The organism is Kosakonia sp. LAM2021, from assembly GCF_016620385.1.
Lineage (GTDB): Bacteria > Pseudomonadota > Gammaproteobacteria > Enterobacterales > Enterobacteriaceae > Kosakonia > Kosakonia sacchari.
The window spans coordinates 127562-154234 of the sequence record NZ_JAENHT010000008.1; the positions used below are offsets into that span (position 1 = coordinate 127562).

A 26673-nucleotide genomic window follows, 5' to 3' on the forward strand; every position below is an offset into this window, starting at 1 on the left:
ATCAGGTTCTCTCCGTTTTGCTTAACCACATCTCATCCATACCGCCACCGCGGATCTGCATCGGATAAACGTGTTCACTACCGTCAACGGTAACGTCAACAAACACCAGGCGATTGTTCTTCACCTGCTCCAGTGCTTCAGCGAGCTTCGCTTCCAGCTCATCCGGGCGCGAAATGCGGATCCCAACGTGCCCATAAGCTTCTGCCAGGCGGGCGAAATCAGGCAACGATTCCATATACGATTGCGAATGGCGACCAGAATAAATCATGTCCTGCCACTGCTTGACCATGCCCAGGTAACGGTTGTTCAGATTGAGCACCAGCACCGGCAATTCATACTGTAATGCGGTAGAAAGCTCCTGAATATTCATCTGGATACTGCCGTCGCCGGTCACGCAAATCACCGTCTCATCCGGCAACGCCATCTTCACGCCGAGCGCAGCAGGCAAACCGAATCCCATCGTGCCGAGCCCCCCGGAGTTGATCCAGCGGCGCGGCTTATCAAAACGGTAGTAGAGCGCAGCGAACATCTGGTGTTGACCGACATCAGATGTCACATAAGCCTCGCCTTTCGTCAGGCGCCAGGCCGCTTCAATCACCGCCTGCGGTTTAATGCTCTCACTTTGGGTATCGTATTTCAGGCACTGGCGGGCGCGCCATTGATCGATACGCAGCCACCAGTCGCGCATCTCATCTAACGGCTGCGGATACGCTTCCTGCTCCAGCAATTCCAGCATCTGTTCCAGCACCAGCCGCGCATCACCCACAATCGGGATATCTGCCTGCACGGTTTTGGAAATGGACGTAGGATCAATATCGATATGCAGCACCGTCGCATCCGGGCAATATTTCGCCAGATTGTTAGTGGTGCGATCGTCAAAACGCACGCCAACAGCAAAGATGACGTCTGAATGGTGCATCGTCATATTGGCTTCGTAAGTCCCGTGCATACCCAGCATGCCGAGCGCCTGTCGGTGAGAAGCAGGAAATGCCCCCAGCCCCATCAATGAAGAGACCACCGGTAAATTCAGTTTTTCAGCAAGCTGGCGTAGCTGTGCTTCGCAGGCAGAATTGATCGCGCCACCGCCAACATAGACCACCGGCTTTTTCGCCGCCGCCAGCGTTTGTAATGCGCGCTTAATCTGCCCTTTATGTCCCTGAGTTGTCGGGTTATAGGAACGCATGCTGACGGATTCCGGCCAGACGTAAGGCAGCTTATTGGCCGGGTTCATAATGTCTTTCGGCAAATCCACCACTACCGGTCCAGGACGACCGCTGGCGGCAAGCCAGAACGCTTTCTTTAATACACCGGGAATATCTTCCGTTTGCTTGACTAAAAAACTGTGCTTAACCACCGGGCGGGAGATCCCCACCATGTCGCACTCCTGGAAAGCATCATAGCCAATCAAAGACGTTGCAACCTGACCGGAGAGCACCACCAGCGGAATAGAATCCATATATGCCGTGGCGATGCCGGTGATGGCGTTGGTCGCGCCGGGGCCCGAAGTTACCAGCACCACGCCCACTTCACCCGTCGCGCGTGCCAGACCATCGGCCATATGTACTGCCGCCTGTTCGTGGCGAACCAGCACGTGTTCAATACCGCCGACGGTATGCAGGGCATCGTAGATATCAAGAACCGCGCCTCCGGGATAGCCGAATACTTTCTTTACGCCTTGATCGATAAGCGATCGGACGACCATCTCGGCTCCAGACAACATCTCCATGCTTTGCCTCCAGGCTTACGTTTGTCGACTGACGGCGAAAATCATTTCCGCGCTGTCGCTCTGTTCAGAACAGGAAATCCCTGCACTCTGATTATGAATGGCAGTTACCATAACCGCTCAAAATCTGGCAGGCAATTAGCAAGGCCTGACGGCGAACCCTGCGTAAAAGTGAAAAAACGACGTCAAAAACTGAGAATTGGTGGAAACATCTATGATAAGCAAAGACGATGACCATTCATCATCCGAATACGAAGTTGTCCAGTAATTGATCCATTTTTGCAACATCGTCTGTCATTGCGACAGACGTAAATCAGGACAAAATACTGCCAGAAAAAAAGAGAGCAGAATAACCAGGCATTTTCACCGCTGGATGATTCTGCCCTATGGTTAATGGCTACATACCGACACCAGAAGCTCTTCCATCCATTGATGGCCCTTATCTCTGCCCGCGGCTTCGTGCCAGGAGAGATAACATGTTCGACTCTTGAGATCTAACGGTAGCGGCAGCATCTCTAAATCCAGCCCTTCTGCAAACGTCTTCACTAACCAGCGCGGTGCAATCGCTACCAGATGTGTTTGCGAGACCACGCTTAATACGCTGGTTAGCGCCATCCCCTGGTAAGCGATACAACTGCGTTTATCTACGCTGTCATACCATGGCTGGCTAAATGACGCATATCGGTCCAGCGAAACCACAGCATGCTGTTCTCTGAAGACGGCGTTTTCTGTGGTGAGCGTATTAAGGCGGGGATGCTGATGGCTGACGACCAGCACCATTTCATCATTAAATAGCGGGATACATGTAAATTCTGGTCGGCGAAACTCTTCGTAACCAATCACAAACTCAATTTCCTGATAACGCAACTGGTGCTCGGTGCTGTGATTAAGATCGGATTTAAACACCAAATTAATACCGGGGGCGATTTTCTCCACGCTGTTGTAAATTGCTGACGTTAAAAGATTATCCAGCGGGCTACAAACACAAAGATTAAATACGCGTTCACTACTAAGCGGATCGAATCCGGAGCCGGGCAGTTCATTTTGCACCAGTTGCAGTGCCTGGCGGATAGAACCAAAAAGTTGATATGAGCGTGCGGTTGGCTGGATCCCACGACCATAGCGAACAAAAAGTTCGTCATTAAACATAACCTTAAGACGCGCAACAGCATTACTCACTGCGGGCTGGGACATTCCCAGAGCATGTGCCGCGCGGGTGATATTTTGCTCCTGCATTACTGCATCAAAAACAGTCAGTAAATTGAGATCGACAGAACGTAACTGCGGTTTCCCCTCTTCATTAATGTGCTGATTATAAACGTCTTCACCAGGTATTTTGCAATCCGTCGTCATCATGAGCTCCCTCGACCTGCGTAATAATAATATTCAGGAAGATGATTTATCACGCATATAGCATTATTAGAAGTACGGTTTGACAAATTAGGAATATATAAAGCTCCTGTTTTATTTTCATGGCGAATGAAATTTACTATTTCATCTTAAATCAATGGAACTCTTCATATATTTTTACGCTGGCAAACATTCTGTAATCTCAATAAAAATATATCTCTATCGCTGTTTTCCTTAACAACTCAATCGACGATTCACTTCGCTTTTACGCAAGACGTTAAATAATGCATTACACCTGTTACAAACGGCCATTCGTAAGCAGGAAAAACGCATTTCCGTTACACAGGCAGAATTATTAACTAAAGCGCAACAAAATAATCAGCGCTCTTCAGACGCGCTTTTCAGGCGAGGGGTTGACATTAACTTACGTATCCAGTACCACTAAAAGCATATCGCATTCACCTGGAGCATGATTCATGATTCGCAACGTCGGTTTCGCTGGTCTACTACTACTAAACGCATCTCTCGTGCGCGGTAGACCGGTGGGCGACATTCTGAGTTGAATCGTCCTTCCAGTTAAGACTAAGAACCCGCGCCTTGGCGCGGGTTTTTTTATGCTCGTAGCGAGGCGACCTAAGAGACAAAGGACCTAAACCATGAGCCAGCAAGTCGTTATTTTCGATACCACATTACGTGATGGTGAACAGGCGTTACAGGCGAGCCTGAGCGTAAAAGAGAAGCTGCAAATCGCCCTGGCGCTGGAGCGTATGGGCGTCGATGTGATGGAAGTGGGTTTTCCGGTCTCTTCCCCGGGCGATTTTGAATCCGTACAAACCATTGCGCGCCAGGTGAAAAACAGCCGCGTTTGCGCCCTCGCCCGCTGCGTCGAAAAAGATATCGACGTTGCTGCGGAATCCTTAAAAGTTGCCGAAGCGTTTCGTATCCACACCTTCATCGCCACCTCGCCGATGCATATCGCCACTAAGCTGCGCAGCACGCTGGATGAAGTGATCGAACGTGCAATCTATATGGTTAAACGCGCCCGTAACTATACCGACGACGTGGAATTTTCCTGTGAAGATGCAGGCCGCACCCCGATTGCCGATCTGGCGCGCGTCGTTGAAGCCGCTATCAATGCCGGTGCGAAAACCATCAACATACCGGACACCGTCGGCTACACCATGCCGTTCGAGTTCGCCAATATCATCTCCGGTCTGTACGAACGTGTGCCAAATATCGATAAAGCGATTATCTCTGTTCACACCCATGACGATTTAGGCTTAGCTGTGGGCAACGCCATCGCCGCAGTCCATGCCGGCGCGCGCCAGGTAGAAGGCGCAATGAACGGTATCGGCGAACGTGCCGGTAACTGCTCGCTGGAAGAGGTGATCATGGCGATCAAAGTGCGCAAAGACATCATGAACGTGCACACCCAAATCAATCACCATGAAATCTGGCGCACCAGTCAGACCGTCAGCCAGATTTGCAATATGCCGATCCCGGCGAACAAAGCGATTGTTGGCACCGGCGCATTCGCCCACTCCTCCGGTATTCACCAGGATGGCGTGCTGAAAAACCGCGAAAACTACGAAATCATGACCCCGGAATCCATCGGCCTGAACCAGGTTCAGTTGAACCTGACCTCCCGCTCCGGTCGCGCGGCAGTGAAACACCGCATGGAAGAGATGGGCTATAAAGAAGCCGACTACAACCTGGATAACCTGTACGACGCCTTCCTGAAGCTGGCGGATAAAAAAGGCCAGGTCTTTGATTACGATCTGGAAGCGCTGGCATTCATCAATAAACAGCAGGAAGAGCCAGAACATTTCCGCCTGGATTACTTCAGCGTGCAGTCCGGCTCCAACGATATTGCCACCGCGTCCGTGAAGCTGGCGTGTGGCGAAGAGATCAAAGCCGAAGCCGCCAACGGCAACGGCCCGGTCGATGCGGTCTACCAGGCCATTAACCGTGTGACGGCCTATGATATCGAACTGGTGAAATACGATTTGAGCGCCAAAGGCCAGGGCAAAGACGCGCTGGGTCAGGTTGATATCGTGGTCAACTACAACGGTCGCCGCTTCCACGGCGTCGGTCTGGCGACCGATATTGTGGAGTCTTCCGCCAAAGCCATGGTGCATGTGCTGAACAATATCTGGCGCGCCGCTGAAGTCGAAAAAGAGTTGCAACGCCAGGCTCAGAACAAAGAAAACAACAAGGAAACCGTGTGATGTCGAAGAATTACCATATTGCTGTGTTGCCGGGCGACGGTATCGGTCCGGAAGTGATGGCACAAGCGCTGAAAGTACTGGAAGCCGTGCGTAACCGTTTTGGTATGCGTATTTCCACCAGCCATTATGATGTCGGCGGCATTGCCATCGATCGTCATGGTAACCCGCTGCCACAGGCCACGGTTGAAGGCTGCGAACAAGCCGATGCGATTCTGTTCGGCTCTGTCGGCGGGCCGAAATGGGAAAACCTGCCTCCGGCGCAACAGCCGGAGCGCGGCGCGCTGCTGCCGCTGCGTAAACACTTCAAATTATTCAGCAATTTGCGCCCGGCAAAACTGTATCAGGGGCTGGAAGCATTCTGTCCGCTGCGCGAAGACATCGCCGCCAACGGCTTCGACATTCTGTGCGTGCGTGAACTGACCGGTGGTATCTACTTCGGTCAACCGAAAGGTCGCGAAGGCAGCGGTCAGCATGAAAAAGCGTTTGATACCGAGATCTATCACCGTTTTGAAATCGAGCGCATTGCGCGTATCGCCTTTGAATCAGCGCGTAAACGCCGCAAAAAAGTGCACTCGATTGATAAAGCCAACGTGTTGCAAACCTCGCTGCTGTGGCGCGAAATCGTCAATGAAATCGCGGGGGAATACCCGGACGTTGAACTGGCGCATATGTACATCGACAACGCCACCATGCAGCTGATTAAAGATCCGTCCCAGTTTGACGTGCTGCTGTGCTCCAACCTGTTCGGCGACATTCTTTCCGACGAGTGCGCCATGATCACCGGTTCGATGGGCATGCTGCCTTCCGCCAGCCTGAATGAACAAGGTTTTGGTCTGTATGAACCGGCAGGCGGCTCCGCACCGGATATCGCCGGGAAAAATATCGCCAACCCGATTGCGCAGATCCTGTCGCTGGCGCTGCTGCTGCGTTACAGCCTGAATGCAGGCGACGCGGCGGATGCCATCGAAGGTGCTATCAATCGTGCATTAGAAGAAGGTGTGCGCACCGGCGACTTAGCCCGTGGCGCCGCCGCTGTCAGTACCGATGAGATGGGCGACATCATCGCTCGTTATGTCGCTGAAGGGGTGTAATCATGGCTAAGAGTTTGTACGAAAAGTTGTTTGACGCCCACGTGGTCTATGAAGCGCCGAACGAAACCCCACTGTTGTATATCGATCGCCACCTGGTGCATGAAGTGACATCACCGCAGGCGTTCGATGGGCTGCGCGCGCACCACCGTCCGGTGCGCCAGCCGGGTAAAACCTTCGCGACGATGGATCACAACGTCTCGACGCAAACCAAAGATATCAACGCTTCCGGCGAGATGGCGCGCATTCAGATGCAGGAGTTGATCAAAAACTGCAACGAATTCGGCGTTGAGTTGTACGACCTGAACCACCCATATCAGGGCATTGTCCACGTGATGGGGCCGGAACAGGGCATCACCCTGCCCGGTATGACCATCGTTTGCGGCGATTCCCACACCGCCACCCACGGCGCATTTGGCGCGCTGGCTTTCGGTATCGGTACATCGGAAGTGGAACACGTTCTGGCGACGCAAACCCTGAAGCAGGGTCGCGCCAAAACCATGAAGATCGAAGTCAAAGGTACGGCCGCACCTGGGATCACCGCGAAAGATATCGTGCTGGCGATCATTGGTAAAACCGGCAGCGCCGGCGGCACCGGGCACGTGGTTGAGTTCTGCGGTGACGCTATCCGTGCGCTGAGCATGGAAGGCCGGATGACGCTGTGCAATATGGCGATTGAGATGGGCGCCAAAGCCGGCCTGGTCGCCCCGGATGAAACCACCTTTAACTACGTGCAGGGCCGTTTGCATGCGCCGAAGGGCAAAGACTTCGATGATGCGGTCGCCTGGTGGAAAACCCTGCATACCGACGAAGGTGCAGTTTTCGACACCGTAGTTACGTTGCAGGCCGAAGAGATCGCCCCGCAGGTGACCTGGGGCACCAATCCAGGCCAGGTTATTTCAGTGACCGATATCATTCCCGATCCGGCCTCGTTCGCCGATCCGGTTGAGCGCGCGTCCGCAGAAAAAGCGCTGGCCTACATGGGGCTGAAACCCGGTGTACCGTTAACGGAAGTGGCTATCGACAAAGTCTTTATCGGCTCATGCACCAACTCGCGCATTGAAGATTTGCGTGCAGCGGCGGAAATCGCCAAAGGGCGCAAAGTCGCGCCGGGCGTACAGGCGCTGGTTGTGCCCGGCTCCGGTCCGGTGAAAGCGCAGGCGGAAGCCGAAGGTCTGGACAAGATTTTTATTGAAGCCGGTTTTGAGTGGCGCTTGCCGGGCTGCTCCATGTGCCTGGCCATGAATAACGATCGCCTGAATCCGGGTGAACGTTGCGCATCAACCAGTAACCGTAACTTTGAAGGCCGCCAGGGCCGCGGCGGGCGCACGCATCTGGTCAGCCCGGCGATGGCCGCTGCCGCCGCCGTGACCGGCCATTTCGCTGATATTCGCAGCTTGTAAGGAGAACAACCATGGCAGAGAAATTTACCCAACATACCGGCCTGGTGGTTCCGCTGGATGCCGCGAATGTGGATACCGACGCCATTATCCCGAAGCAGTTTTTGCAGAAGGTTACGCGCACCGGTTTTGGCGCTCATCTGTTTAACGACTGGCGTTTTCTGGATGACAAGGGCCAACAGCCAAACCCGGAGTTCGTGCTGAACTTCCCGCAATACAAAGGCGCGTCGATTTTGCTGGCGCGGGAAAACTTCGGCTGCGGTTCATCACGTGAACACGCGCCGTGGGCGTTAACCGATTACGGTTTCAAGGTGGTGATTGCGCCGAGTTTCGCCGACATCTTCTACGGCAACAGCTTTAACAACCAACTGCTGCCGGTAACGTTGAGCGATCAAGAAGTGGATGAGCTCTTTACGCTGGTGCAGAGCAATCCGGGCATTACCTTTGAGGTGGATCTGCAAGCGCAAGTGGTGAAAGCGGGCGGGAAGTCTTACAGCTTCTCGATTGACGCCTTCCGCCGTCACTGCATGCTGAACGGTCTGGACAGCATCGGTCTGACGTTACAACACGACGATGCCATCGCCGCTTACGAAAATAAACAGCCCGCTTTTATGCGCTAACCGAAAAAAGGCCCGGTTTCCGGGCTTTTTTTCGCTTAAACATCTTTAACGCGGCTGGTCAGCCACAGCGTCACCACTGAAATCACCGCAATGCCGATATAAACCGCACCGTGGCCATAGCTTTGCGCCAGCGCCCCCTGGATCACCCCGGCCAGGATCACGCCGGTCGAAATACTGTTGGTAAACAGCGTTGTCGCCGAACCAGCCCGCCCTGGCATCAGATCCTGAAACCACAACATGCCAATCCCGGCGATAATGCCGATAAACACCGCATTAAACAGTTGCAGGGAAAGTAACGCCGTCTGGCTGTGGAAAAAAATCAAGCCAATGTAGAACAGCACACCCGCCGCAACGGCAGTGACCATCATGCGCCGTTTGCCAATGCGTTTAACAAAAAATCCTGCCAGGATCATCGCCGGGATCTCCAGCCCTGCCGCCGTACCCATTAAAATCCCGGCCAGTTTGTCGGGCAGCCCTAATTCCAGGCTAATCCACAGCGGCATATCAATGATGTACATGGTGTTGCAGGTCCACATCAACGTGGAGGCAATAAACAGCATGCGTACATTTTTATCGCTCCAGCCGCTGACCTGCGTCACCGCCACGTCGGCGGGTTGTTCAATGCGCGTTACCGAAGGCAGCCAGAACGCCACCAGCACCAGGCTGATAACGAAAATCCCGGCGGCAATGGAAAACATGGCGGTAAAGCCATAATTAAGCGCCAGCATAAACGCCAGCGGCGGGCCAATCACCCACGCCAGCGAGAGCTGCGCGCGCATGACAGAACTGAACATCACCACTTCGCGTGCGGAACTGTCCGCATACTCGCGCGCCAGCGCGAAAAGCTGCGGCATGGCGGTATTTGCCAGCGACGCCAGCAGCACACCGCAGGTGATAAGCGTCAGATAGTGGCGGTTAAAGGCGAATAACAGCGCATTGCCCACCGCCATCAGGCAACAAAAGAGGATCAATTTGCGCCTGTCGCCCCGATTGTCGGATCGTTTTGCCAGCCCAAGGCTGACCACGATCCCGGCAATAGCATTGATGGTATAAAACAGCCCGACCCAGAACGGCTCAGCACCCACTTCCCGGCTCAGAAACAGGCTGAGCGTCGGTGCCTGCAGCGCTCCGGCGACTCCCATCATAAAGGCGACGATCATAAAAGCGACGTAAACGCCATTCAGGCGGCGCCCCATCGTCATTAACCAGAGCATGAATGTTTCCTTGTTAAAACGGGAAAAAGTGAAAGCGTAAAAGGCGGCTGTCAGCATAAACGAAAAAAGCCAGCAAAAAACGTTTTGCTGGCGGGTGCATTCGCACTGAATACTCAGTCACACATGATGTCGGCGATTCAGTCTTTCGAGACCGGCGTTGTCACTTCCCACTGCATCAGCTCTTCCAGCATTTTCAGGCGCTGCCGTGCGCTCAGGCGGGCGAGCCAGCCCGCATCCTGCGTGGCGTGAAAATAGTCCAGATAAAACCGTCGTATGGATGATCCCAGCATATGACCTCCTCGCTTTCATCGCAGAGAAGTATTGGCTTAATATAGGGATAAATAAATTGCTGAGTTTTCATCAGGAGTTCCCCTTTTATGTCGTCCGGCCGCCTGCAACAACAGTTCATCCGTCTGTGGCAATGCTGCGATGGGAAGTCACAAGAAACCACGCTCAACGAGCTGGCGGAGCTGCTTAGCTGTTCGCGCCGCCATATGCGCACCTTGCTTAACACCATGCAGGCGCGCGGCTGGCTGACATGGGATGCGGAAGCCGGCCGCGGCAAACGTTCGCGGCTCACCTTCCTTTATACCGGCCTTGCGCTCCAGCAACAGCGCGCCGAAGACCTGCTGGAGCAGGATCGTATCGATCAACTGGTGCAACTGGTCGGCGATAAAAAGGCCGTGCGCCAGATGCTGGTTTCGCATCTCGGCCGCAGTTTTCGCCAGGGGCGACATATTCTGCGGGTGCTTTACTACCGCCCGCTGCGCAACCTGCTGCCAGGTAGCGCATTGCGTCGTTCCGAAACCCATATAGCGCGACAAATCTTCAGTGCGCTGACGCGTATAAATGAGGAAAACGGGGAACTGGAAGCGGATATCGCTCACCACTGGAAGCTGATTTCCCCTTTGCACTGGCGATTTTATTTACGCCCCGGCATTCATTTTCATCATGGCCGCGAGCTGGAAATGAGCGATGTGATTGCATCGCTGGAACGCGCCACTGCCCTGCCGCTCTACTCACATATCCGCGAAGTGATCTCGCCGACACCCTGGACGCTGGATATTCATCTCAGCCAGCCGGATAACTGGCTGCCGTGGTTGATGGGCCATGTGCCCGCCATGATTTTGCCGCGTGAATGGAACACGATGAGCAATTTCGCCAGCCAGCCGATTGGTACCGGTCCTTACGCCGTGACGCGCAATACCACTAACCAGCTAAAAATCCACGCCTTTGATGACTACTTCGGCTTTCGCGCCTTGATCGATGAAGTCAACGTCTGGGTGTTGCCGGATCTGAGCGATGAACCGACCAGCGGCCTGACGCTTGAGGGGCCAACCGATGGCGAAAAAGCGGTGGAAAGCCGCCTCGAGGAGGGCTGTTATTATCTGCTGTTTGATGCGCGATCCAGCCGCGGCGCTAATCCGGCGGTCAGAGAGTGGGTCAGCCATGTGCTCTCGCCCACCAATCTGCTGTGGCACGCCAATGAGCAGTATCAGCGTTACTGGTTTCCGGCTTACGGTTTACTGCCGCGCTGGCACCATGCGCGCCCCGGCGGCGGTGAGAAACCGGCCGGTCTGGAAACGCTCACCATTACCTTCTACCGCGAACACAATGAACACGAGGCGCTTTCACGCACCATGAGCACGTTGCTGGCCGAACACGGCGTGAAGCTTATCGTGCAGGAAGTGGATTACGCCGAATGGCACCGGGGCGAAGCTGAAAGCGATATCTGGCTTAATAGCGCCAATTTCACGCTGCCGCTGGATTTCTCGGTGTTCGCTAACCTCTACGAAGTGCCACTGTTACAGCACTGTATTCCGCTCGACTGGCAGGCAGATGCCGCAAAATGGCGCAACGGGGAGATGAATCTTGCCGTCTGGTCGCAGCAGTTGCTCGCCAGTAAAGCCATCGTACCGCTGATCCACCACTGGCTGAGGATTCAGGGACAGCGCACCATGCGCGGGCTGCGCATGAACACGCTGGGCTGGTTCGACTTTAAATCCGCCTGGTTTGCGCCACCGGATCCATAAGGCTTTCGCATTTTTTACCAAATCATTACAATAGCGGCGTTCTCAACGGGGTGCTGCGCCATGCGCGTGTGCTGAGAAAATACCCGTCGAACCTGATCCGGATAACGCCGGCGAAGGGATTTGAGGCTGACTCTCAAAATCCTTTGCCACCCATTTTGAGGTGCAAAGTGTTAAAAAAATCACTGCCGTTCCTGCTGCTGATCGCAGCGCCTGTTTTTGCAAAACCCGTTCTGACCGTTTACACCTACGACTCCTTCTCTGCCGACTGGGGGCCAGGGCCTGCGGTAAAAAAAGCTTTTGAAAGCGACTGCAACTGCGAGCTGAAATTCGTGGCGCTGGAAGATGGCGTTTCGCTGCTTAACCGCCTGCGCATGGAAGGCAAAAACAGCAAAGCCGACGTGGTGCTGGGGCTGGATAACAACCTGCTTGAAGCCGCGACACAAACCAAACTGTTCGCTAAAAGCGGCGTCGCTACCGATGCGGTTAACGTGCCTGGCGACTGGAAGAACGATACTTTTGTACCGTTCGACTACGGCTGGTTTGCGTTTGTCTACGATAAAAACAAACTGAAAAACCCGCCAAAAAGCCTGAAAGAGCTGGTCGAAAGCGATCAGAAATGGCGCGTTATCTACGAAGATCCGCGCACCAGCACGCCAGGCCTCGGCCTGCTGCTGTGGATGCAGAAAGTCTATGGCGACAACGCGCCGCAAGCGTGGCAGAAACTGGCGGCCAAAACGGTCACCGTCACCAAAGGCTGGAGCGAAGCTTACGGCTTGTTCCTGAAAGGGGAAAGCGACCTGGTACTGAGCTACACCACCTCTCCGGCTTACCACATTATTGAAGAGAAGAAAGACAACTACGCGGCGGCGAATTTCAGCGAAGGTCACTATTTGCAGGTTGAAGTTGCCGCCCGTACCGCAGCCAGTAAACAGCCGGAACTGGCGGAAAAATTCCTCAAGTTTATGGTTTCGCCCGCGTTCCAGAACACTATCCCGAGCGGTAACTGGATGTACCCGGTCACCAATGTGACGCTACCCGCGGGCTTCGACCAGCTGGTTAAACCGCAAACTTCGCTGGAATACTCTTCGCAGGAGGTCGCGACCCAGCGCGCAACTTGGATTAATGCATGGCAACGCGCCGTCAGCCGCTGATTGCTGGCTGGCTGCTGCCCGGCCTCACCGCCGCCACACTGATGGTGGCGGTGGCGCTGGCTGCGTTTCTTGCGCTGTGGCAAAACGCCCCGTTCAGCGGGCTGGCTGACTTTTTACAAGACAGTTACCTGTGGCATGTGGTGCGTTTCTCCTTCTGGCAGGCGTTTCTCTCCGCGCTGCTCTCTGTCGTACCGGCGATTTTTCTTGCCCGCGCGCTCTACCGGCGGCGTTTCCCTGGCCGTCTCGCCTTGCTGCGACTGTGCGCCATGACGCTGATCCTGCCGGTGCTGGTCGCCGTGTTCGGCATTCTCAGTGTATATGGCCGCCAGGGCTGGCTGGCAACGCTCTGGCACGCGCTTGGCGTAGAGTGGACATTCTCGCCGTATGGCTTGCAAGGCATTCTGCTGGCGCACGTTTTTTTTAATTTGCCGATGGCCTCGCGCCTGCTGCTACAAACGCTGGAGCAGATCCCCGGCGAGCAGCGCCAGCTTGCCGCGCAACTTGGTATGCGTGGCTGGGCATTCTTCCGTTTTGTCGAATGGCCGTGGTTACGCCGCCAGATCCCGCCAGTCGCCGCGTTGATTTTTATGCTCTGCTTCGCCAGTTTCGCCACCGTGCTATCGCTGGGCGGCGGGCCGCAGGCTACCACCATTGAACTGGCCATCTACCAGGCGCTCAGCTTCGATTTTGATCCCGCCCGCGCGGCAATGCTGGCGCTGATCCAGATGATCTGCTGTCTCGGGCTGGTGCTGCTCAGCCAGCGCATGAGTAAAGCGATCGCCGTGGGCAGTCATCAGATTACTGGCTGGCGCAACCCGGAGGATCGACTGTTCAGCAAGGTCGCGGATATCACGCTGATTGTGCTGGCCTTGCTATTACTGCTGCCGCCGCTGCTGGCAGTGATTGTCGATGGCCTCAATCTGAGCCTGGTGAAAGTGCTGGCGGAGCCAGTTCTGTGGCAAGCGGTGTGGACGTCACTGCGCATCGCACTGGGCGCAGGGCTATTGTGCGTTGTGCTGACCATGATGCTGTTGTGGAGCAGCCGGGAGTTACGCGCGCGCCAGCAAAACATGGCCGGGCAAGCGCTGGAAATCAGCGGCATGTTGATCCTCGCCATGCCAGGGATCGTGCTGGCGACCGGCTTCTTTCTGCTGCTCAATAACAGCGTTGGCCTGCCCACCTCCGCCAATGGCATCGTCATTTTCACCAATGCGCTGATGGCCATTCCTTATGCACTGAAAGTGCTGGAAAACCCGATGCGTGACCTGACTTCCCGCTATAGCATGCTGTGCCAGTCGCTGGGAATGCAGGGTTTTCAGCGCCTGCGCGTGGTCGAATTACGCGCGCTGAAACGCCCGCTGGCCCAGGCGCTGGCGTTTGCCTGCGTGCTGTCGATTGGCGACTTCGGCGTGGTCGCCTTATTTGGTAATGACGACTTTCGCACGCTGCCGTTTTATCTCTATCAGCAGATTGGGTCGTACCGCAGCCAGGATGGCGCGGTGACCGCGCTCATCTTGTTGCTGCTGTGCTTTTTCTTATTCACCGTGATTGAAAAACTTCCGGGCCACCATGCTAAGACTGACTGATGTCACCTGGCTTTATCACCATCTGCCAATGCGCTTTTCCCTCTCTGTTACCCGGGGCGAGCAGATTGCCGTTCTCGGCCCAAGCGGCGCGGGGAAAAGCACGCTGCTGAACCTGGTAGCCGGGTTTCTTACTCCCGCCAGCGGCACGATAACCATCGCAGGCGAAGATCACACGCATACCACACCCTCGCAGCGCCCGGTATCGATGCTGTTTCAGGAAAATAACCTCTTTACTCATCTTACTGTGCGGCAAAACATCGGACTGGGGTTAAACCCGGGCCTGAAGCTAAATAGCGACCAGCAGCATAAACTGGAGCAGATCGCCGAAACGATGGGGCTGGAATCACTGCTGGCGCGCCTGCCGGAGCAGCTTTCCGGTGGTCAGCGTCAACGCGTGGCACTGGCGCGCTGCCTGGTGCGTGAGCAGCCGGTGTTATTGCTTGATGAACCCTTTTCCGCACTCGACCCGGCGCTGCGCCAGGAGATGCTCGCGCTGGTACAGTCAGTATGTCAGCGACAGCGGTTAACGCTGCTGATGGTGTCGCACAGTGTGGAGGATGCAGCGCGGATTGCCGAACGTTCGCTGGTGATTGCTGACGGGCGCATTGCGTGGGATGGCAACACGGACGAGTTGCTTAGCGGCAAATCGTCCGCGTCTGGTTTGCTGGGAATTCGCGGTCAGTGACCGCGAACAACGTTGCCCAAAATGTTGAGGTAAATCGGCATCAGCGGATGCTGCGCCAGCGCGACCGCCGCAGCGACAGCAACCACCAGCGTGCCCGGTGCCAGCCAAAGCAGGCGACGACGTGGCAGGTAGTTTGTCAAACGGTCAACACCGGATTTCCCCGCGCGCCATAACCGCCAGCATAACCAGCAGGCCAGCCACAGCAGCAGCGCGGTCAGCAGCAAAAGCCATTTGAAGTTGCCGCTTTGCATATCGCCGGGAATATCAATTGCCGCACCGGCCAGAATACCGGGCAGGAAGTAGAACGGCGGCCACAGCAGGCAGCCAACAATGTTCGGCGGCAAAAACTTGCGGATGGGCAGATCCAACATGCCGGCAACCATCGGGATCAATGGGCGTGTCGGCCCGACAAAACGGCCAACCAGAATGGTAAATACGCTGTGCTGATGCAGCGCGTGTTCGGTTTTATCAAGCAGCGCTTTGTTTTTTTTCATAAACGACCAGCGGTGCAGCGGCCCTTTAAAACGCCAGCCCAGCCAGAAGGAGATCCAGTCGCCGAGCAGGCAGCCGACAATCCCTGCCAGCCACGCATGCCAGAAGTTCACTTCACCGCTGCCGATCAGCGCGCCAAGCGCCGCCATCATTACCGTGCCGGGTAAAATCAGCCCGACTAACGCCAGCGACTCAAAAAACGCCACCAGCATAATTGCCACCAGCGAATACGTGGCAGATTGGGTAATAAAGTGTTCCAGCAACGCTTCCATAAGGTGTCCTGTTCAGAATGAACGCTGGATTCTCCGGAGGTCATCCGCGAGCGTCAAGCTTTCAATTATCTGAAAATTTTACCGGTTATGTCACATTGCAGAACCTTTCATTGCCATTCTTTACTTTTTATTCACATCCCGCGCGGAATTCACTGGGGCTGGCACCGGTACATTTTTTAAAAACCCGCGAGAAATAGAGCTGATCGTCAAAACCAACATTGCGTCCTACGCTGGCAATCGGCATTCGCGTGGTGCTAAGCAGTAATTTTGCCTGGCTGATGCGCTGATCTTCGCGCCAGCTCAGCACACTTACGCCCAGTTGCTGACGAAAAAGGTGGGACAGGCGCGAAGGCGACAAACAGACGTGCTGGGCAACGCTTGCGATATCAAAATGGTTATCCGCCAGGTGATCGCTAATGTACTGGCAAGCGTCGCGCACGCGGTTATCCAGCGGCGGGTGCAGCGATTCGTTAATTGCTTCCATGCGCCGCAGTAGCAACTGCTCCAGCAGGTTTATCGCCAGATGTTCCGCATAGCGCCCAACGCTTTGCCCGGCATCGATAATTTGCGCGAAAAGCTCACGAAAACGCTCCATATGGGCATCATCAGGGCGGTAAAAACCGGTTTGCGCGAACAGGGTCGGCCAGTTCAGCCACTCGTGCCAGTAGGCGCGTGGACGGAAGTAAACCCACTGGTGATACCACTCGGTGGCATCAGGATGACGTCCGTAGTGGTGAATTTCTCCCGGCGGAAAAAGCAGGATATCGCCAGGACGGCAAACAAACTGCTTGCCATGGTTCATCACCACACCCTCGCCGCGCACGGTGAGATTCAGGATATAGCCCTTCATGCCCAGCGGCCTGTCGATAAAAAAATCGAGATAACCGTCGGCTTCAATGGGGGTCAGCCCCGCCACCAGGTGCGCATTAAACGAGTACCCTGGCAGCAGTGGATCGTTCTGTGATTCAGCCATAAACACAATACTCCCGCACCTGGTAAAGAAACCAATTGTCCATATTGAGAATCCCGTCATTCCTCAGCCGCCCGCAGGCAAGGGGCATAAACACGCCAATTGTCTAATCCCGCCAGACAAAAGCGATTACGCCTTTTTAACACCGCTGAACAGGGCAAAAAGGGATAACGGAAGTGTCTATAAAGGCGGCAGAAATGTCCACATCGAATTTTTGCACAGCGTCACACTTTGCGATGCCATAGCATTTTAATCCATAAGATTAGCGGATCCTGCCTGACGGTTTTTGCCGCCGCTCACTATCGTTTTTCTAACGGTTATTCTTCATGGAGCAAGATACATGGCAATCACAATTGGCCTCGATTTCGGCAGCGATTCAGTACGTGCGCTGGCGGTAGACTGCACATCCGGGGCGGAGATCGCTACCAGCGTCGAGTGGTATCCACGCTGGCAGGAGGGACGTTATTGCGATGCGCCGCATAACCAATTTCGCCATCACCCGCGCGATTACATCGAGTCGATGGAAGCGGCGCTGAAAAATGTGCTGGCAGAACTGAGCGACGCACAACGCGCCGAGATCAAGGGCATTGGCGTTGATAGCACCGGTTCAACCCCCGCGCCGATTGATGCCGAAGGCCGCGTGCTGGCGCTGCGCCCGGAGTTTGCCGACAACCCGAACGCGATGTTTGTGTTGTGGAAAGACCACACCGCCGTCGAAGAGGCGGAAGCCATTACCCGCTTGTGCCATACCCCCGGCAAAACTGACTACTCGCGCTACATCGGCGGCATTTACTCCAGCGAATGGTTCTGGGCAAAAATCCTGCATGTCACCCGCGCGGATAGCGCCGTCGCGCAGGCTGCAGCGTCGTGGATCGAACTGTGTGACTGGGTTCCAGCTCTGCTCTCTGGCACCACACGCCCGGAAGCCATTCGTCGCGGCCGCTGCAGCGCCGGGCATAAATCTCTGTGGCATGAAAGCTGGGGTGGCCTGCCGCCCGCCGCATTCTTTGATGAACTCGATCCCATCATTAATAAGCACCTCAACTGGCCGCTGTTTACCGACACCTATACCGCAGATTTACCCGTCGGCACATTGACTGCCGAATGGGCGCAGCGCCTTGGTTTGCCTGAATCCGTAGTGATTTCCGGCGGTGCATTCGACTGCCATATGGGCGCAGTCGGCGCGGGCGCACAGCCGAATACGCTGGTGAAAGTTATCGGCACGTCTACCTGCGACATTCTGATTGCCGACAAACAGAGCGTTGGTGAACGCGCGGTAAAAGGTATTTGTGGCCAGGTCGATGGCAGCGTAGTGCCGGACTTTATCGGCCTCGAAGCCGGGCAATCCGCTTTTGGTGATATCTACGCCTGGTTTGGCCGCGTGCTTGGCTGGCCGCTGGAACAGCTGGCGCAGCAGCATCCGGAGCTGAAAGCGCAGATCAAAGCCAGCCAGAAACAACTCTTACCTGCCCTGACCGATGCGTGGGTAAAAAATCCATCGCTCGAACATCTGCCTGTGATCCTCGACTGGTTTAACGGTCGCCGTACGCCAAACGCCAACCAGCGTTTGAAAGGGGTCATTACTGATTTGAATCTCGCCACCGACGCTCCGGCGCTGTTTGGCGGGTTGATTGCAGCCACCGCGTTCGGCGCGCGCGCCATTATGGAGTGCTTCACCGAACAGGGTATCGCCGTCGACAACGTAATGGCGCTCGGCGGTATCGCACGTAAAAACCTCGGCGTAATGCAGGCCTGCTGCGATGTGCTGAACCGCCCATTACAGGTGGTCGAATCTGAGCAGTGCTGCGCGCTGGGTGCGGCGATTTTTGCCGCTGTCGCCGCACAAGTGCATGCCGATATCCCGGCGGCGCAGCTGAAAATGGCTAGCGCCATCGAAAAAACCCTGCAACCGACCGCGCAGGCGCAACAGTTTGAACGCCTCTATCGCCGCTATCAGCAGTGGGCGAAGAGCGCCGAGCAACACTATCTCCCTTCAGCCGCGACAGTCTCGCAGGCCGCGTTAACTCATTAAGGACAAGATCATGACTATTTTCGACAATTATGAAGTGTGGTTCGTCATTGGCAGCCAGCACCTGTACGGGCCGGAAGCCCTGAAACAGGTGACGAAGCACGCCGAACAGGTGGTCAACGCCCTCAATGCGGAAGCGAAACTCCCCTGCAAACTGGTGCTGAAACCGCTGGGCACCTCGCCGGATGAGATTACCCACATCTGCCGCGATGCCAACTACGACGACAAATGTGCCGGGATGGTGGTGTGGCTGCACACCTTCTCACCGGCGAAAATGTGGATTAACGGCCTCGCTATCCTCAACAAGCCGCTGCTGCAGTTCCACACCCAGTTCAATGCGTCCCTGCCGTGGGACAGCATCGACATGGACTTTATGAACCTCAACCAGACCGCGCACGGCGGCCGCGAGTTCGGCTTTATCGGCGCGCGTATGCGCCAGCAGCACAGTGTGGTGACCGGCCACTGGCAGGATCAACACGCCCATCAACGCATCGGCGCATGGATGCGCCAGGCAGTGTCAAAACAGGATACCCGTCAGCTGAAAGTAGTGCGTTTCGGCGACAACATGCGCGAAGTAGCAGTGACTGACGGCGATAAAGTGGCGGCACAGATCAAGTTCGGTTTCTCGGTCAATACCTGGGGCGTGGGCGATCTGGTGCAAGTAGTGAACGCCGTGAGCGATGGCGATGTCAATGCGCTGGTGGATGAGTATGAAAGCAGCTATCGCCTGACGGCTGCCGCGCAGGTTCATGGCGATAAGCGCCAGAACGTGCTTGACGCCGCGCGCATCGAACTGGGTCTGAAACGCTTCCTCGAAGAGGGCGGTTTCCATGCCTTCACCACCACCTTTGAAGATCTGCACGGCCTGAAACAGCTACCGGGCCTGGCGGTACAGCGTTTGATGCAGCAAGGCTACGGTTTTGCCGGTGAAGGTGACTGGAAGACCGCCGCGCTGCTGCGCATCATGAAAGTGATGTCCGGCGGGCTGAACGGCGGCACCTCCTTTATGGAGGATTACACCTATCACTTTGAACACGGCAACGATCTGGTGCTCGGCTCGCACATGCTGGAAGTGTGCCCTTCTATCGCCATTGACGAAAAACCGACGCTGGATGTGCAGTACCTCGGTATTGGCGGCAAAGCCGATCCGGCACGCCTGATCTTCTCCACCAAAACCGGCCCGGCAATTAACGCCAGCCTGATCGACTTAGGCGATCGTTTCCGCCTGTTGGTGAACTGCGTTGAGGCGGTGAAAACCCCGCACGATCTGCCGAAACTGCCGGTCGCCAACGCCTTGTGGAAAGCGCAGCCGGATCTGCCGACCGCCTCTGAAGCGTGGATCCTCGCCGGTGGCGCGCACCACACCGTCTTCAGCCAGGCGCTGACGCTTGACGATATGCGCCAGTTCAGCGAGCTGCACGATCTTGAGCTGACGGTTATCGACAATGACACCCGCCTGCCTGCGTTTAAAGATGCGCTGCGCTGGAACGAAGTGTATTACGGTTCAAAACGTTAACAGGGAACACCCGGCCTGCTGCGGCAGGCCATCTTTCCTGGAGGAACGCATGTTAGAAGCATTGAAACAGCAGGTGCTGGAAGCCAACCTGGCGCTGCCGAAACATAACCTGGTCACGCTGACATGGGGCAACGTCAGTGCCGTTGATCGCGCAAGTGGTCTGATGGTGATTAAACCTTCTGGCGTCGATTACAGCATCATGACCGCTAACGATATGGTGGTCGTCAACATCACCACCGGCGACGTGGTTGAAGGCACGAAAAAACCCTCTTCCGATACGCCGACTCACCGTCTGCTGTACCAGGCGTTTCCGACCATCGGCGGCATTGTGCACACCCATTCGCGCCACGCCACCATCTGGTCGCAGGCCGGTCAGCCGATCCTGGCAACGGGCACCACGCATGCTGACTATTTCTATGGCGAGATCCCCTGTACCCGTAAGATGACCGATGAGGAGATCAACGGTGAATACGAGTGGGAAACCGGCAATGTGATCGTCGAAACCTTTGAGAAAAAAGGCATCGATCCGGCGCAAATGCCCGGTGTGCTGGTGCATTCTCACGGCCCGTTCGCATGGGGCAAAAGCGCGGATGACGCGGTCCATAATGCCATCGTGCTGGAAGAAGTGGCCTATATGGGTATTTTCTGCCGTCAGCTCGCGCCTGAGTTACCCGCCATGCAACAAACGCTGCTGGATAAACACTATTTACGTAAGCACGGTGCGAAGGCTTACTACGGCCAATAGCTGTATAAAACCACAGCACTCAACAACAAACCAGGCTATAATCTCGCCTGGTTTTGTTTTATGAGAGACGGCTGTGGCGCAGGCGCAAGAAGGTTTTATTTTAACCCGACACTGGCGGGATACCCCCGGCGGAACCGAGGTCGAGTTCTGGCTGGCGACGGATAATGGCCCGCTGCGCGTCGTGCTGCCACCGCAGGAGTCGGTCGCCTTTATTCCCGCCGCGCAGGTGGAAAAAGCAAAACTACTGCTGCGCTCAGAAAAGCAGTGGCGCGTCACGCCGCTGAACCTGAGCGACTTTCACCGCCAGCCGGTATATGGCCTTTACTGCCGTGCTCATCGCCAACTGATGCGCATTGAAAAACTGCTGCGCGATGACGGCATCACCGTTTACGAAGCCGATATCCGCCCACCGGAACGCTTTCTGATGGAGCGCTTTATCACCGCGCCGGTGTGGGTTGACGGTGCGCCACAAGGTGCAGCGCTGGTTGAGGCGCGGCTGAAACCCAGCCCGCACTATCGCCCGCCGCTGAAATGGGTGTCGCTGGATATCGAAACCAGCCGCCACGGCGAGCTTTACTGCATCGGCCTTGAGGGCTGCGGGCAGCGCACGGTCTACATGCTCGGCCCAGAAAACGGCAGCGCGCAGGGGCTGGATTTTGAGCTGGAGTACGTTGCCAGCCGCCCTCAACTGCTGGAAAAACTCAACGCCTGGTTTGCCACGCATGATCCGGATGTGATTATTGGCTGGAACGTCGTGCAATTCGATTTGCGCGTGCTGCAAAAAAGCGCCGAGCGCTACCGCGTACCGCTGACGCTCGGGCGTAACGGCAGCGAACTGGAGTGGCGCGAGCACGGTTTTAAGAATGGCGTCTTCTTCGCACAGGCCACCGGCAGGCTGATTATTGACGGGATTGAAGCGCTGAAATCCGCGTTCTGGAACTTCTCCTCGTTCTCGCTGGAAGCCGTCTCCAGAGAGCTGCTTGGCGAAGGCAAGGCGATTGATAACCCGTGGGATCGCATGGATGAGATCGACCGACGTTTCGCAGAAGATAAACCCGCGCTCGCCACCTATAACCTGAAAGATTGCGAACTGGTGACGCGCATCTTCCACAAGACGGAGATCATGCCGTTTCTGCTGGAACGCGCCACGGTGAACGGTTTGCCCGTCGATCGCCACGGCGGTTCGGTGGCGGCCTTCAGCCACCTCTATTTTCCGCGCATGCACCGCGCTGGCTATGTCGCGCCAAATCTCGGTGGCGTGCCGCCGCAGGCCAGCCCCGGCGGTTATGTGATGGATTCGCGCCCCGGCCTGTATGACTCGGTGCTGGTACTGGATTACAAAAGCCTCTACCCGTCTATTATCCGCACCTTTCTGATTGACCCCGTCGGCCTGGTTGAAGGTATGGCGCAGCCGGATAACGCGCACAGCACCGAGGGGTTTCTGGGTGCGTGGTTTTCGCGTGAAAAACATTGCCTGCCGGGGATTGTCGGGCAGATCTGGCACGGGCGCGATGAGGCCAAACGTCATGGCAACAAGCCGCTGTCGCAAGCGCTGAAGATCATTATGAATGCGTTTTACGGTGTGCTCGGCACCAGCGCCTGCCGCTTTTTTGATCCGCGGCTGGCATCGTCGATTACCATGCGTGGCCACGAGATCATGCGCCAGACCAAAGCGCTGATTGAAGCACAGGGTTACGACGTTATCTATGGCGACACGGACTCCACCTTCGTCTGGCTAAAGCAAGCCCACAGCGAAGAGGACGCCGCGCGTATTGGCCACGCGCTGGTCGAGCACGTCAATGGCTGGTGGTCGGCGCAACTTAAAAGCCAGCAACTGGAAAGCGCGCTGGAGCTGGAGTTTGAAACCCATTTCTGCCGGTTTCTGATGCCAACCATTCGCGGCACCGAGCAGGGCAGCAAAAAGCGTTACGCCGGGATGATTCAGGAAGGCGAGAACCAGCGCATGGTGTTTAAAGGGCTGGAAACCGTCCGTACGGACTGGACACCGCTGGCGCAGCAGTTCCAGCAAACGCTCTACCTGCGCGTATTTCGCAACGAGCCTTATCAGGACTATGTCCGCGAAACCATTGCCAGCCTGATGGCGGGCGAGCTCGACGATCAGCTGATTTATCGCAAGCGCCTGCGCAGAGCGCTTTCCGAATATGAACGTAATGTGCCGCCGCACGTGCGCGCTGCGCGGCTGGCGGATGAAGAGAACCGCAAACGGGGCCGCCCGGCGCAGTATCAGAACCGCGGCACCATCAAGTATGTCTGGACCACCAGCGGGCCAGAACCGGTGGATTACCAACACTCGCCGCTCGATTACGATCACTACCTGAGTAAACAGTTACAGCCGGTTGCCGAGGGAATTCTGCCTTTCATTGACGACGACTTTGCTACACTACTTACAGGGCAGCTGGGACTCTTTTGAGTTTTATCTATCGCGTTTCCCGGCTTGCAACACTACCGCTATACCCTGGCTATTTCAGGTTTGTGCCTCCATGCGGCGCGAAAGACGGCAGGTATAGGTAGTGACGAAAGGGATTGCTTCCTTTACCATAGCGCCCTTCCTTTTTCTGGCCCCAAATTTTATACGCCCGCCTGCCTTCAGGCGGTGACGAACTATTGCCTGCAATTTGAGATATAGAGTTCATTTATGCCCTTTACACTTGGTCAACGCTGGATTAGCGACACGGAAAGCGAACTCGGACTTGGCACAGTCGTCGCAATGGATGCGCGCACGGTCACCCTCCTTTTTCCGGCCACGGGTGAAAACCGTCTGTACGCTCGCAGCGACTCTCCGGTTACCCGCGTGATGTTCAACCCCGGTGATACGGTGACCAGCCATGATGGCTGGCAGCTCACAATTGAAGACGTAAAAGAGGAAAACGGGCTGCTCGCTTACACCGGCACACGCCTGGATACGCAGGAAAGCAATGTCACCCTGCGCGAAGTGTTGCTCGACAGCAAACTGGTGTTCAGCAAACCGCAAGACCGCTTATTCGCCGGGCAGATCGACCGTATGGATCGCTTTGCGCTGCGTTTTCGCGCGCGTAAATACCAAAGTGAGCAGTACCGTATGCCGTGGAGCGGCTTGCGTGGCCAGCGCACCAACCTGATCCCGCACCAGCTGCACATCGCTCACGATGTGGGCCGTCGCCATGCGCCGCGCGTGCTGCTGGCGGATGAAGTGGGCCTTGGGAAAACCATTGAAGCCGGGATGATCCTGCATCAACAACTGCTTGCTGGCGCGGCTGAGCGCGTCCTGATCGTGGTGCCGGAAACCCTGCAACACCAGTGGCTGGTTGAAATGCTGCGCCGCTTCAACCTGCGTTTCGCCCTGTTTGACGATGAACGTTACGCCGAAGCGCAGCACGATGCCGACAACCCGTTTGAGACCGAGCAACTGGTGATTTGCTCGCTCGATTTCGTGCGCCGCAACAAGCAGCGACTGGAGCACCTGTGCGATGCCGAATGGGATCTGCTGGTGGTCGACGAAGCGCATCACCTGGTGTGGAGCGAAAACGAAGCCAGCCGTGAATATCAGGCAATTGAGCAACTGGCCGAGCGCGTACCGGGCATTCTGCTGCTGACCGCCACCCCGGAACAACTGGGGATGGAGAGCCACTTTGCGCGCCTGCGCCTGCTGGATCCTAACCGTTTCCATGATTTCGCCCAGTTCGTTGAAGAGCAGCAAAACTACCGTCCGGTCGCCGACGCCGTGGCCCTGCTGCTGGCGGGTGAACGCCTGAGCAACGATGACCTCAATATGTTGAGCGATCTGGTGGGCGAGCAGGATATCGAACCGCTGCTGCAAACCGCCAACAGCGATCGTGAAGGCGCGACTGCCGCGCGTCAGGAACTGATTTCCATGCTCATGGATCGACACGGCACCAGCCGTGTGCTGTTCCGCAACACCCGTAACGGTGTAAAAGGTTTCCCGAAACGCGAATTGCACACCGTTAAGCTGCCGCTACCAACGCAGTATCAGACGGCGATTAAGGTCTCCGGCATTATGGGCGCGCGTAAAAGCCAGGAAGAGCGCGCTCGCGATATGCTCTACCCGGAGCAGATTTATCAGGAATTTGAAGGCGACACCGGAACATGGTGGAACTTCGACCCGCGCGTTGAGTGGCTGATGGGCTACCTCACCAGCCACCGTTCGCAAAAAGTGCTGGTGATCTGCGCCAAAGCCGCCACCGCGCTGCAGCTGGAGCAGGTGCTGCGCGAACGCGAAGGCATCCGCGCGGCGGTGTTCCATGAAGGTATGTCGATTATTGAACGCGATCGCGCGGCGGCATGGTTCGGTGAAGAGGACAGCGGCGCGCAGGTTCTGCTGTGCTCGGAAATTGGTTCTGAAGGGCGTAACTTCCAGTTCGCCAGCCATCTGGTGATGTTCGATCTGCCGTTCAACCCGGATCTGCTGGAGCAGCGCATCGGCCGTCTGGATCGTATTGGTCAGGCGCACGATATTCAGATCCACGTGCCTTATCTGGAGAAAACTGCGCAGTCCGTGCTGGTGCGCTGGTATCACGAAGGGCTGGACGCCTTCGAGCACACCTGCCCGACCGGCCGCACTATTTACGATAGCGTTCACAATGAGCTGATTAACTACCTGGCGGCACCGGAAGATACCGACGGTTTTGATCAGCTGATCAAAACCTGCCGTGAACAGCACGATGCGCTGAAAGCACAGCTGGAACAAGGCCGCGACCGCTTGCTGGAGATCCACTCTAACGGCGGTGAAAAAGCGCAGGCGCTGGCGGAAAGTATTGCCGAGCAGGACGACGACACAGCGCTTATTGCCTTCGCCATGAACCTGTTCGATATCATTGGCATTAACCAGGACGATCGCGGTGAAAACATGATCGTGCTGACGCCCTCGGATCACATGCTGGTGCCGGACTTCCCGGGTCTGCCGGAAGATGGCTGCACTATCACTTTCGATCGTGATGTCGCCCTTTCGCGCGAAGATGCACAGTTTGTCACCTGGGAACATCCGATCATCCGTAACGGTCTGGATCTGATCCTTTCTGGCGATACCGGCAGCAGCACGATTTCGCTGCTGAAAAACAAAGCGCTGCCGGTTGGTACGCTGCTGCTGGAGCTGATCTACGTTGTGGAAGCGCAGGCGCCGAAACAGCTGCAACTTAATCGTTTCCTGCCGTCAACACCGATCCGCCTGCTGGTGGATAAAAACGGCACCAACCTCGCCGGCCAGGTGGAGTTCGAAAGCTTTAACCGCCAGCTTAGCGCGGTGAATCGCCATACCGGCAGCAAGCTGGTGAACGCGGTGCAACAGGAGGTTCACGCCATTTTGCAAAAAGGCGAAACGCAGGTGGAAGCCGCCGCGCGCGAGCTGATTGACGCTGCGCGAAGCGAAGCGGATGAAAAACTGTCGGCGGAACTGGCGCGCCTGGAAGCGTTAAAAGCGGTTAACCCAAATATCCGCGATGACGAACTGGCCGCCATTGAGAGCAACCGCCAGCAAGTGCTGGAAAGCCTGGCGCAGGCGAGCTGGCGGCTCGATGCGCTGCGTTTGATTGTTGTGACGCACCAATAATGGAGCCC

20 protein-coding genes and 1 riboswitch are annotated in these 26673 nt (G+C 56.0%); of the genes, 14 read left to right on the forward strand and 6 right to left on the reverse strand.

The window, feature by feature from the left end:
* Position 1: 1 nt before the first annotated feature.
* Positions 2-1726 (reverse strand): acetolactate synthase 3 large subunit, encoded by a 1725-nt coding sequence (gene ilvI, locus JKP81_RS17135; RefSeq protein WP_200552666.1) that lies wholly within the window; start codon positions 1724-1726, stop codon positions 2-4.
* A gap of 387 nt (positions 1727-2113) precedes the next feature.
* Positions 2114-3076 carry a transcriptional regulator LeuO gene (gene leuO / locus JKP81_RS17140; RefSeq protein ID WP_200552736.1) on the reverse strand — a complete coding sequence of 321 codons (963 nt, stop codon included), beginning with the start codon at positions 3074-3076 and terminating at the stop codon, positions 2114-2116.
* A gap of 473 nt (positions 3077-3549) precedes the next feature.
* On the opposite strand from leuO, the gene leuL reads away from it, so the two are divergent.
* The 5 genes from leuL (at position 3550) to leuD (ending at position 8409) form a co-directional block, all read left to right on the forward strand.
* Positions 3550-3636 carry a leu operon leader peptide gene (gene leuL / locus JKP81_RS23775; protein ID WP_110093646.1) on the forward strand — a complete coding sequence of 29 codons (87 nt, stop codon included), beginning with the start codon at positions 3550-3552 and terminating at the stop codon, positions 3634-3636.
* A 93-nt stretch (positions 3637-3729) separates the two neighbouring features.
* Complete coding sequence (gene leuA, locus JKP81_RS17150) at positions 3730-5301, forward strand: 2-isopropylmalate synthase (protein WP_017457915.1); 1572 nt, start codon at positions 3730-3732, stop codon at positions 5299-5301.
* Entirely contained in the window at positions 5301-6392 is a 1092-nt protein-coding gene (gene leuB / locus JKP81_RS17155; RefSeq protein ID WP_020456534.1) for a 3-isopropylmalate dehydrogenase, read from the forward strand. Before leuA ends, leuB begins: the two co-directional genes overlap by 1 nt.
* Positions 6393-6394: 2 nt before the next feature.
* Positions 6395-7792 carry a 3-isopropylmalate dehydratase large subunit gene (leuC, locus tag JKP81_RS17160; protein ID WP_200552667.1) on the forward strand — a complete coding sequence of 466 codons (1398 nt, stop codon included), beginning with the start codon at positions 6395-6397 and terminating at the stop codon, positions 7790-7792.
* 11 nt (positions 7793-7803) lie between these two features.
* Positions 7804-8409: a 3-isopropylmalate dehydratase small subunit gene (gene leuD / locus JKP81_RS17165; protein WP_200552668.1), complete on the forward strand. Its 606-nt coding sequence runs from the start codon at positions 7804-7806 to the stop codon at positions 8407-8409.
* 35 nt (positions 8410-8444) lie between these two features.
* On the opposite strand, the gene JKP81_RS17170 is transcribed toward leuD, so the two are convergent.
* Positions 8445-9623: a sugar efflux transporter gene (locus JKP81_RS17170; protein WP_200552669.1), complete on the reverse strand. Its 1179-nt coding sequence runs from the start codon at positions 9621-9623 to the stop codon at positions 8445-8447.
* Between the two features lie 137 nt (positions 9624-9760).
* Positions 9761-9913, reverse strand: coding sequence for a glucose uptake inhibitor SgrT (gene sgrT, locus JKP81_RS17175; protein WP_200552670.1), 153 nt, complete (start codon positions 9911-9913; stop codon positions 9761-9763).
* An 87-nt stretch (positions 9914-10000) separates the two neighbouring features.
* Here sgrT and sgrR point away from each other — a divergent pair, with 87 nt between their 5' ends.
* The 4 genes from sgrR to thiQ all read left to right on the forward strand — a co-directional run bounded on the left by sgrR (position 10001) and on the right by thiQ (position 15078).
* A complete protein-coding gene (sgrR, locus tag JKP81_RS17180) occupies positions 10001-11656 on the forward strand; it encodes an HTH-type transcriptional regulator SgrR (protein ID WP_200552671.1) in 1656 nt (551 codons plus the stop codon).
* Positions 11657-11692: 36 nt separating this feature from the next.
* Positions 11693-11793, forward strand: a riboswitch (TPP riboswitch).
* Between the two features lie 30 nt (positions 11794-11823).
* Positions 11824-12807 carry a thiamine ABC transporter substrate binding subunit gene (gene thiB, locus JKP81_RS17185; RefSeq protein WP_200552672.1) on the forward strand — a complete coding sequence of 328 codons (984 nt, stop codon included), beginning with the start codon at positions 11824-11826 and terminating at the stop codon, positions 12805-12807.
* Positions 12783-14393, forward strand: a complete 1611-nt coding sequence (gene thiP, locus JKP81_RS17190) for a thiamine/thiamine pyrophosphate ABC transporter permease ThiP (RefSeq protein ID WP_200552673.1) — start codon at positions 12783-12785, stop codon at positions 14391-14393. Before thiB ends, thiP begins: the two co-directional genes overlap by 25 nt.
* Complete coding sequence (thiQ, locus tag JKP81_RS17195) at positions 14377-15078, forward strand: thiamine ABC transporter ATP-binding protein ThiQ (protein ID WP_045509951.1); 702 nt, start codon at positions 14377-14379, stop codon at positions 15076-15078. Before thiP ends, thiQ begins: the two co-directional genes overlap by 17 nt.
* Here the strand turns inward: thiQ and JKP81_RS17200 are convergent.
* Together JKP81_RS17200 and araC are read right to left on the reverse strand one after the other, a co-directional pair.
* Complete coding sequence (locus tag JKP81_RS17200) at positions 15072-15842, reverse strand: DedA family protein (protein ID WP_200552674.1); 771 nt, start codon at positions 15840-15842, stop codon at positions 15072-15074. The genes thiQ and JKP81_RS17200 overlap by 7 nt on opposite strands.
* A gap of 127 nt (positions 15843-15969) precedes the next feature.
* Positions 15970-16815, reverse strand: a complete 846-nt coding sequence (araC, locus tag JKP81_RS17205) for an arabinose operon transcriptional regulator AraC (RefSeq protein ID WP_017457904.1) — start codon at positions 16813-16815, stop codon at positions 15970-15972.
* Between the two features lie 337 nt (positions 16816-17152).
* Between araC and araB the strand changes: the two genes are divergently transcribed.
* The 5 genes from araB (at position 17153) to rapA (ending at position 26665) form a co-directional block, all read left to right on the forward strand.
* Complete coding sequence (araB, locus tag JKP81_RS17210) at positions 17153-18844, forward strand: ribulokinase (RefSeq protein ID WP_200552675.1); 1692 nt, start codon at positions 17153-17155, stop codon at positions 18842-18844.
* 10 nt (positions 18845-18854) lie between these two features.
* Entirely contained in the window at positions 18855-20357 is a 1503-nt protein-coding gene (araA, locus tag JKP81_RS17215; protein WP_200552676.1) for an L-arabinose isomerase, read from the forward strand.
* 49 nt (positions 20358-20406) lie between these two features.
* On the forward strand, positions 20407-21102 hold the full coding sequence (araD, locus tag JKP81_RS17220; protein ID WP_200552677.1) for an L-ribulose-5-phosphate 4-epimerase: 696 nt from the start codon (positions 20407-20409) through the stop codon (positions 21100-21102).
* 73 nt (positions 21103-21175) lie between these two features.
* Positions 21176-23533: a DNA polymerase II gene (gene polB, locus JKP81_RS17225; RefSeq protein ID WP_200552678.1), complete on the forward strand. Its 2358-nt coding sequence runs from the start codon at positions 21176-21178 to the stop codon at positions 23531-23533.
* Positions 23534-23758: 225 nt separating this feature from the next.
* On the forward strand, positions 23759-26665 hold the full coding sequence (rapA, locus tag JKP81_RS17230) for an RNA polymerase-associated protein RapA (RefSeq protein ID WP_200552679.1): 2907 nt from the start codon (positions 23759-23761) through the stop codon (positions 26663-26665).
* Positions 26666-26673 lie beyond the last annotated feature (8 nt).

Coding starts and splice junctions, on each gene's coding strand:
- ilvI (WP_200552666.1), bottom strand. CDS start 1,726: ATGGAGATGTTGTCTGGAGCCGAGATGGTCGTCCGATCGCTTATCGAT.
- leuO (WP_200552736.1), bottom strand. CDS start 3,076: ATGACGACGGATTGCAAAATACCTGGTGAAGACGTTTATAATCAGCAC.
- leuL (WP_110093646.1), top strand. CDS start 3,550: ATGATTCGCAACGTCGGTTTCGCTGGTCTACTACTACTAAACGCATCT.
- leuA (WP_017457915.1), top strand. CDS start 3,730: ATGAGCCAGCAAGTCGTTATTTTCGATACCACATTACGTGATGGTGAA.
- leuB (WP_020456534.1), top strand. CDS start 5,301: ATGTCGAAGAATTACCATATTGCTGTGTTGCCGGGCGACGGTATCGGT.
- leuC (WP_200552667.1), top strand. CDS start 6,395: ATGGCTAAGAGTTTGTACGAAAAGTTGTTTGACGCCCACGTGGTCTAT.
- leuD (WP_200552668.1), top strand. CDS start 7,804: ATGGCAGAGAAATTTACCCAACATACCGGCCTGGTGGTTCCGCTGGAT.
- JKP81_RS17170 (WP_200552669.1), bottom strand. CDS start 9,623: ATGCTCTGGTTAATGACGATGGGGCGCCGCCTGAATGGCGTTTACGTC.
- sgrT (WP_200552670.1), bottom strand. CDS start 9,913: ATGCTGGGATCATCCATACGACGGTTTTATCTGGACTATTTTCACGCC.
- sgrR (WP_200552671.1), top strand. CDS start 10,001: ATGTCGTCCGGCCGCCTGCAACAACAGTTCATCCGTCTGTGGCAATGC.
- thiP (WP_200552673.1), top strand. CDS start 12,783: ATGGCAACGCGCCGTCAGCCGCTGATTGCTGGCTGGCTGCTGCCCGGC.
- thiQ (WP_045509951.1), top strand. CDS start 14,377: ATGCTAAGACTGACTGATGTCACCTGGCTTTATCACCATCTGCCAATG.
- JKP81_RS17200 (WP_200552674.1), bottom strand. CDS start 15,842: ATGGAAGCGTTGCTGGAACACTTTATTACCCAATCTGCCACGTATTCG.
- araC (WP_017457904.1), bottom strand. CDS start 16,815: ATGGCTGAATCACAGAACGATCCACTGCTGCCAGGGTACTCGTTTAAT.
- araB (WP_200552675.1), top strand. CDS start 17,153: ATGGCAATCACAATTGGCCTCGATTTCGGCAGCGATTCAGTACGTGCG.
- araA (WP_200552676.1), top strand. CDS start 18,855: ATGACTATTTTCGACAATTATGAAGTGTGGTTCGTCATTGGCAGCCAG.
- araD (WP_200552677.1), top strand. CDS start 20,407: ATGTTAGAAGCATTGAAACAGCAGGTGCTGGAAGCCAACCTGGCGCTG.
- rapA (WP_200552679.1), top strand. CDS start 23,759: ATGCCCTTTACACTTGGTCAACGCTGGATTAGCGACACGGAAAGCGAA.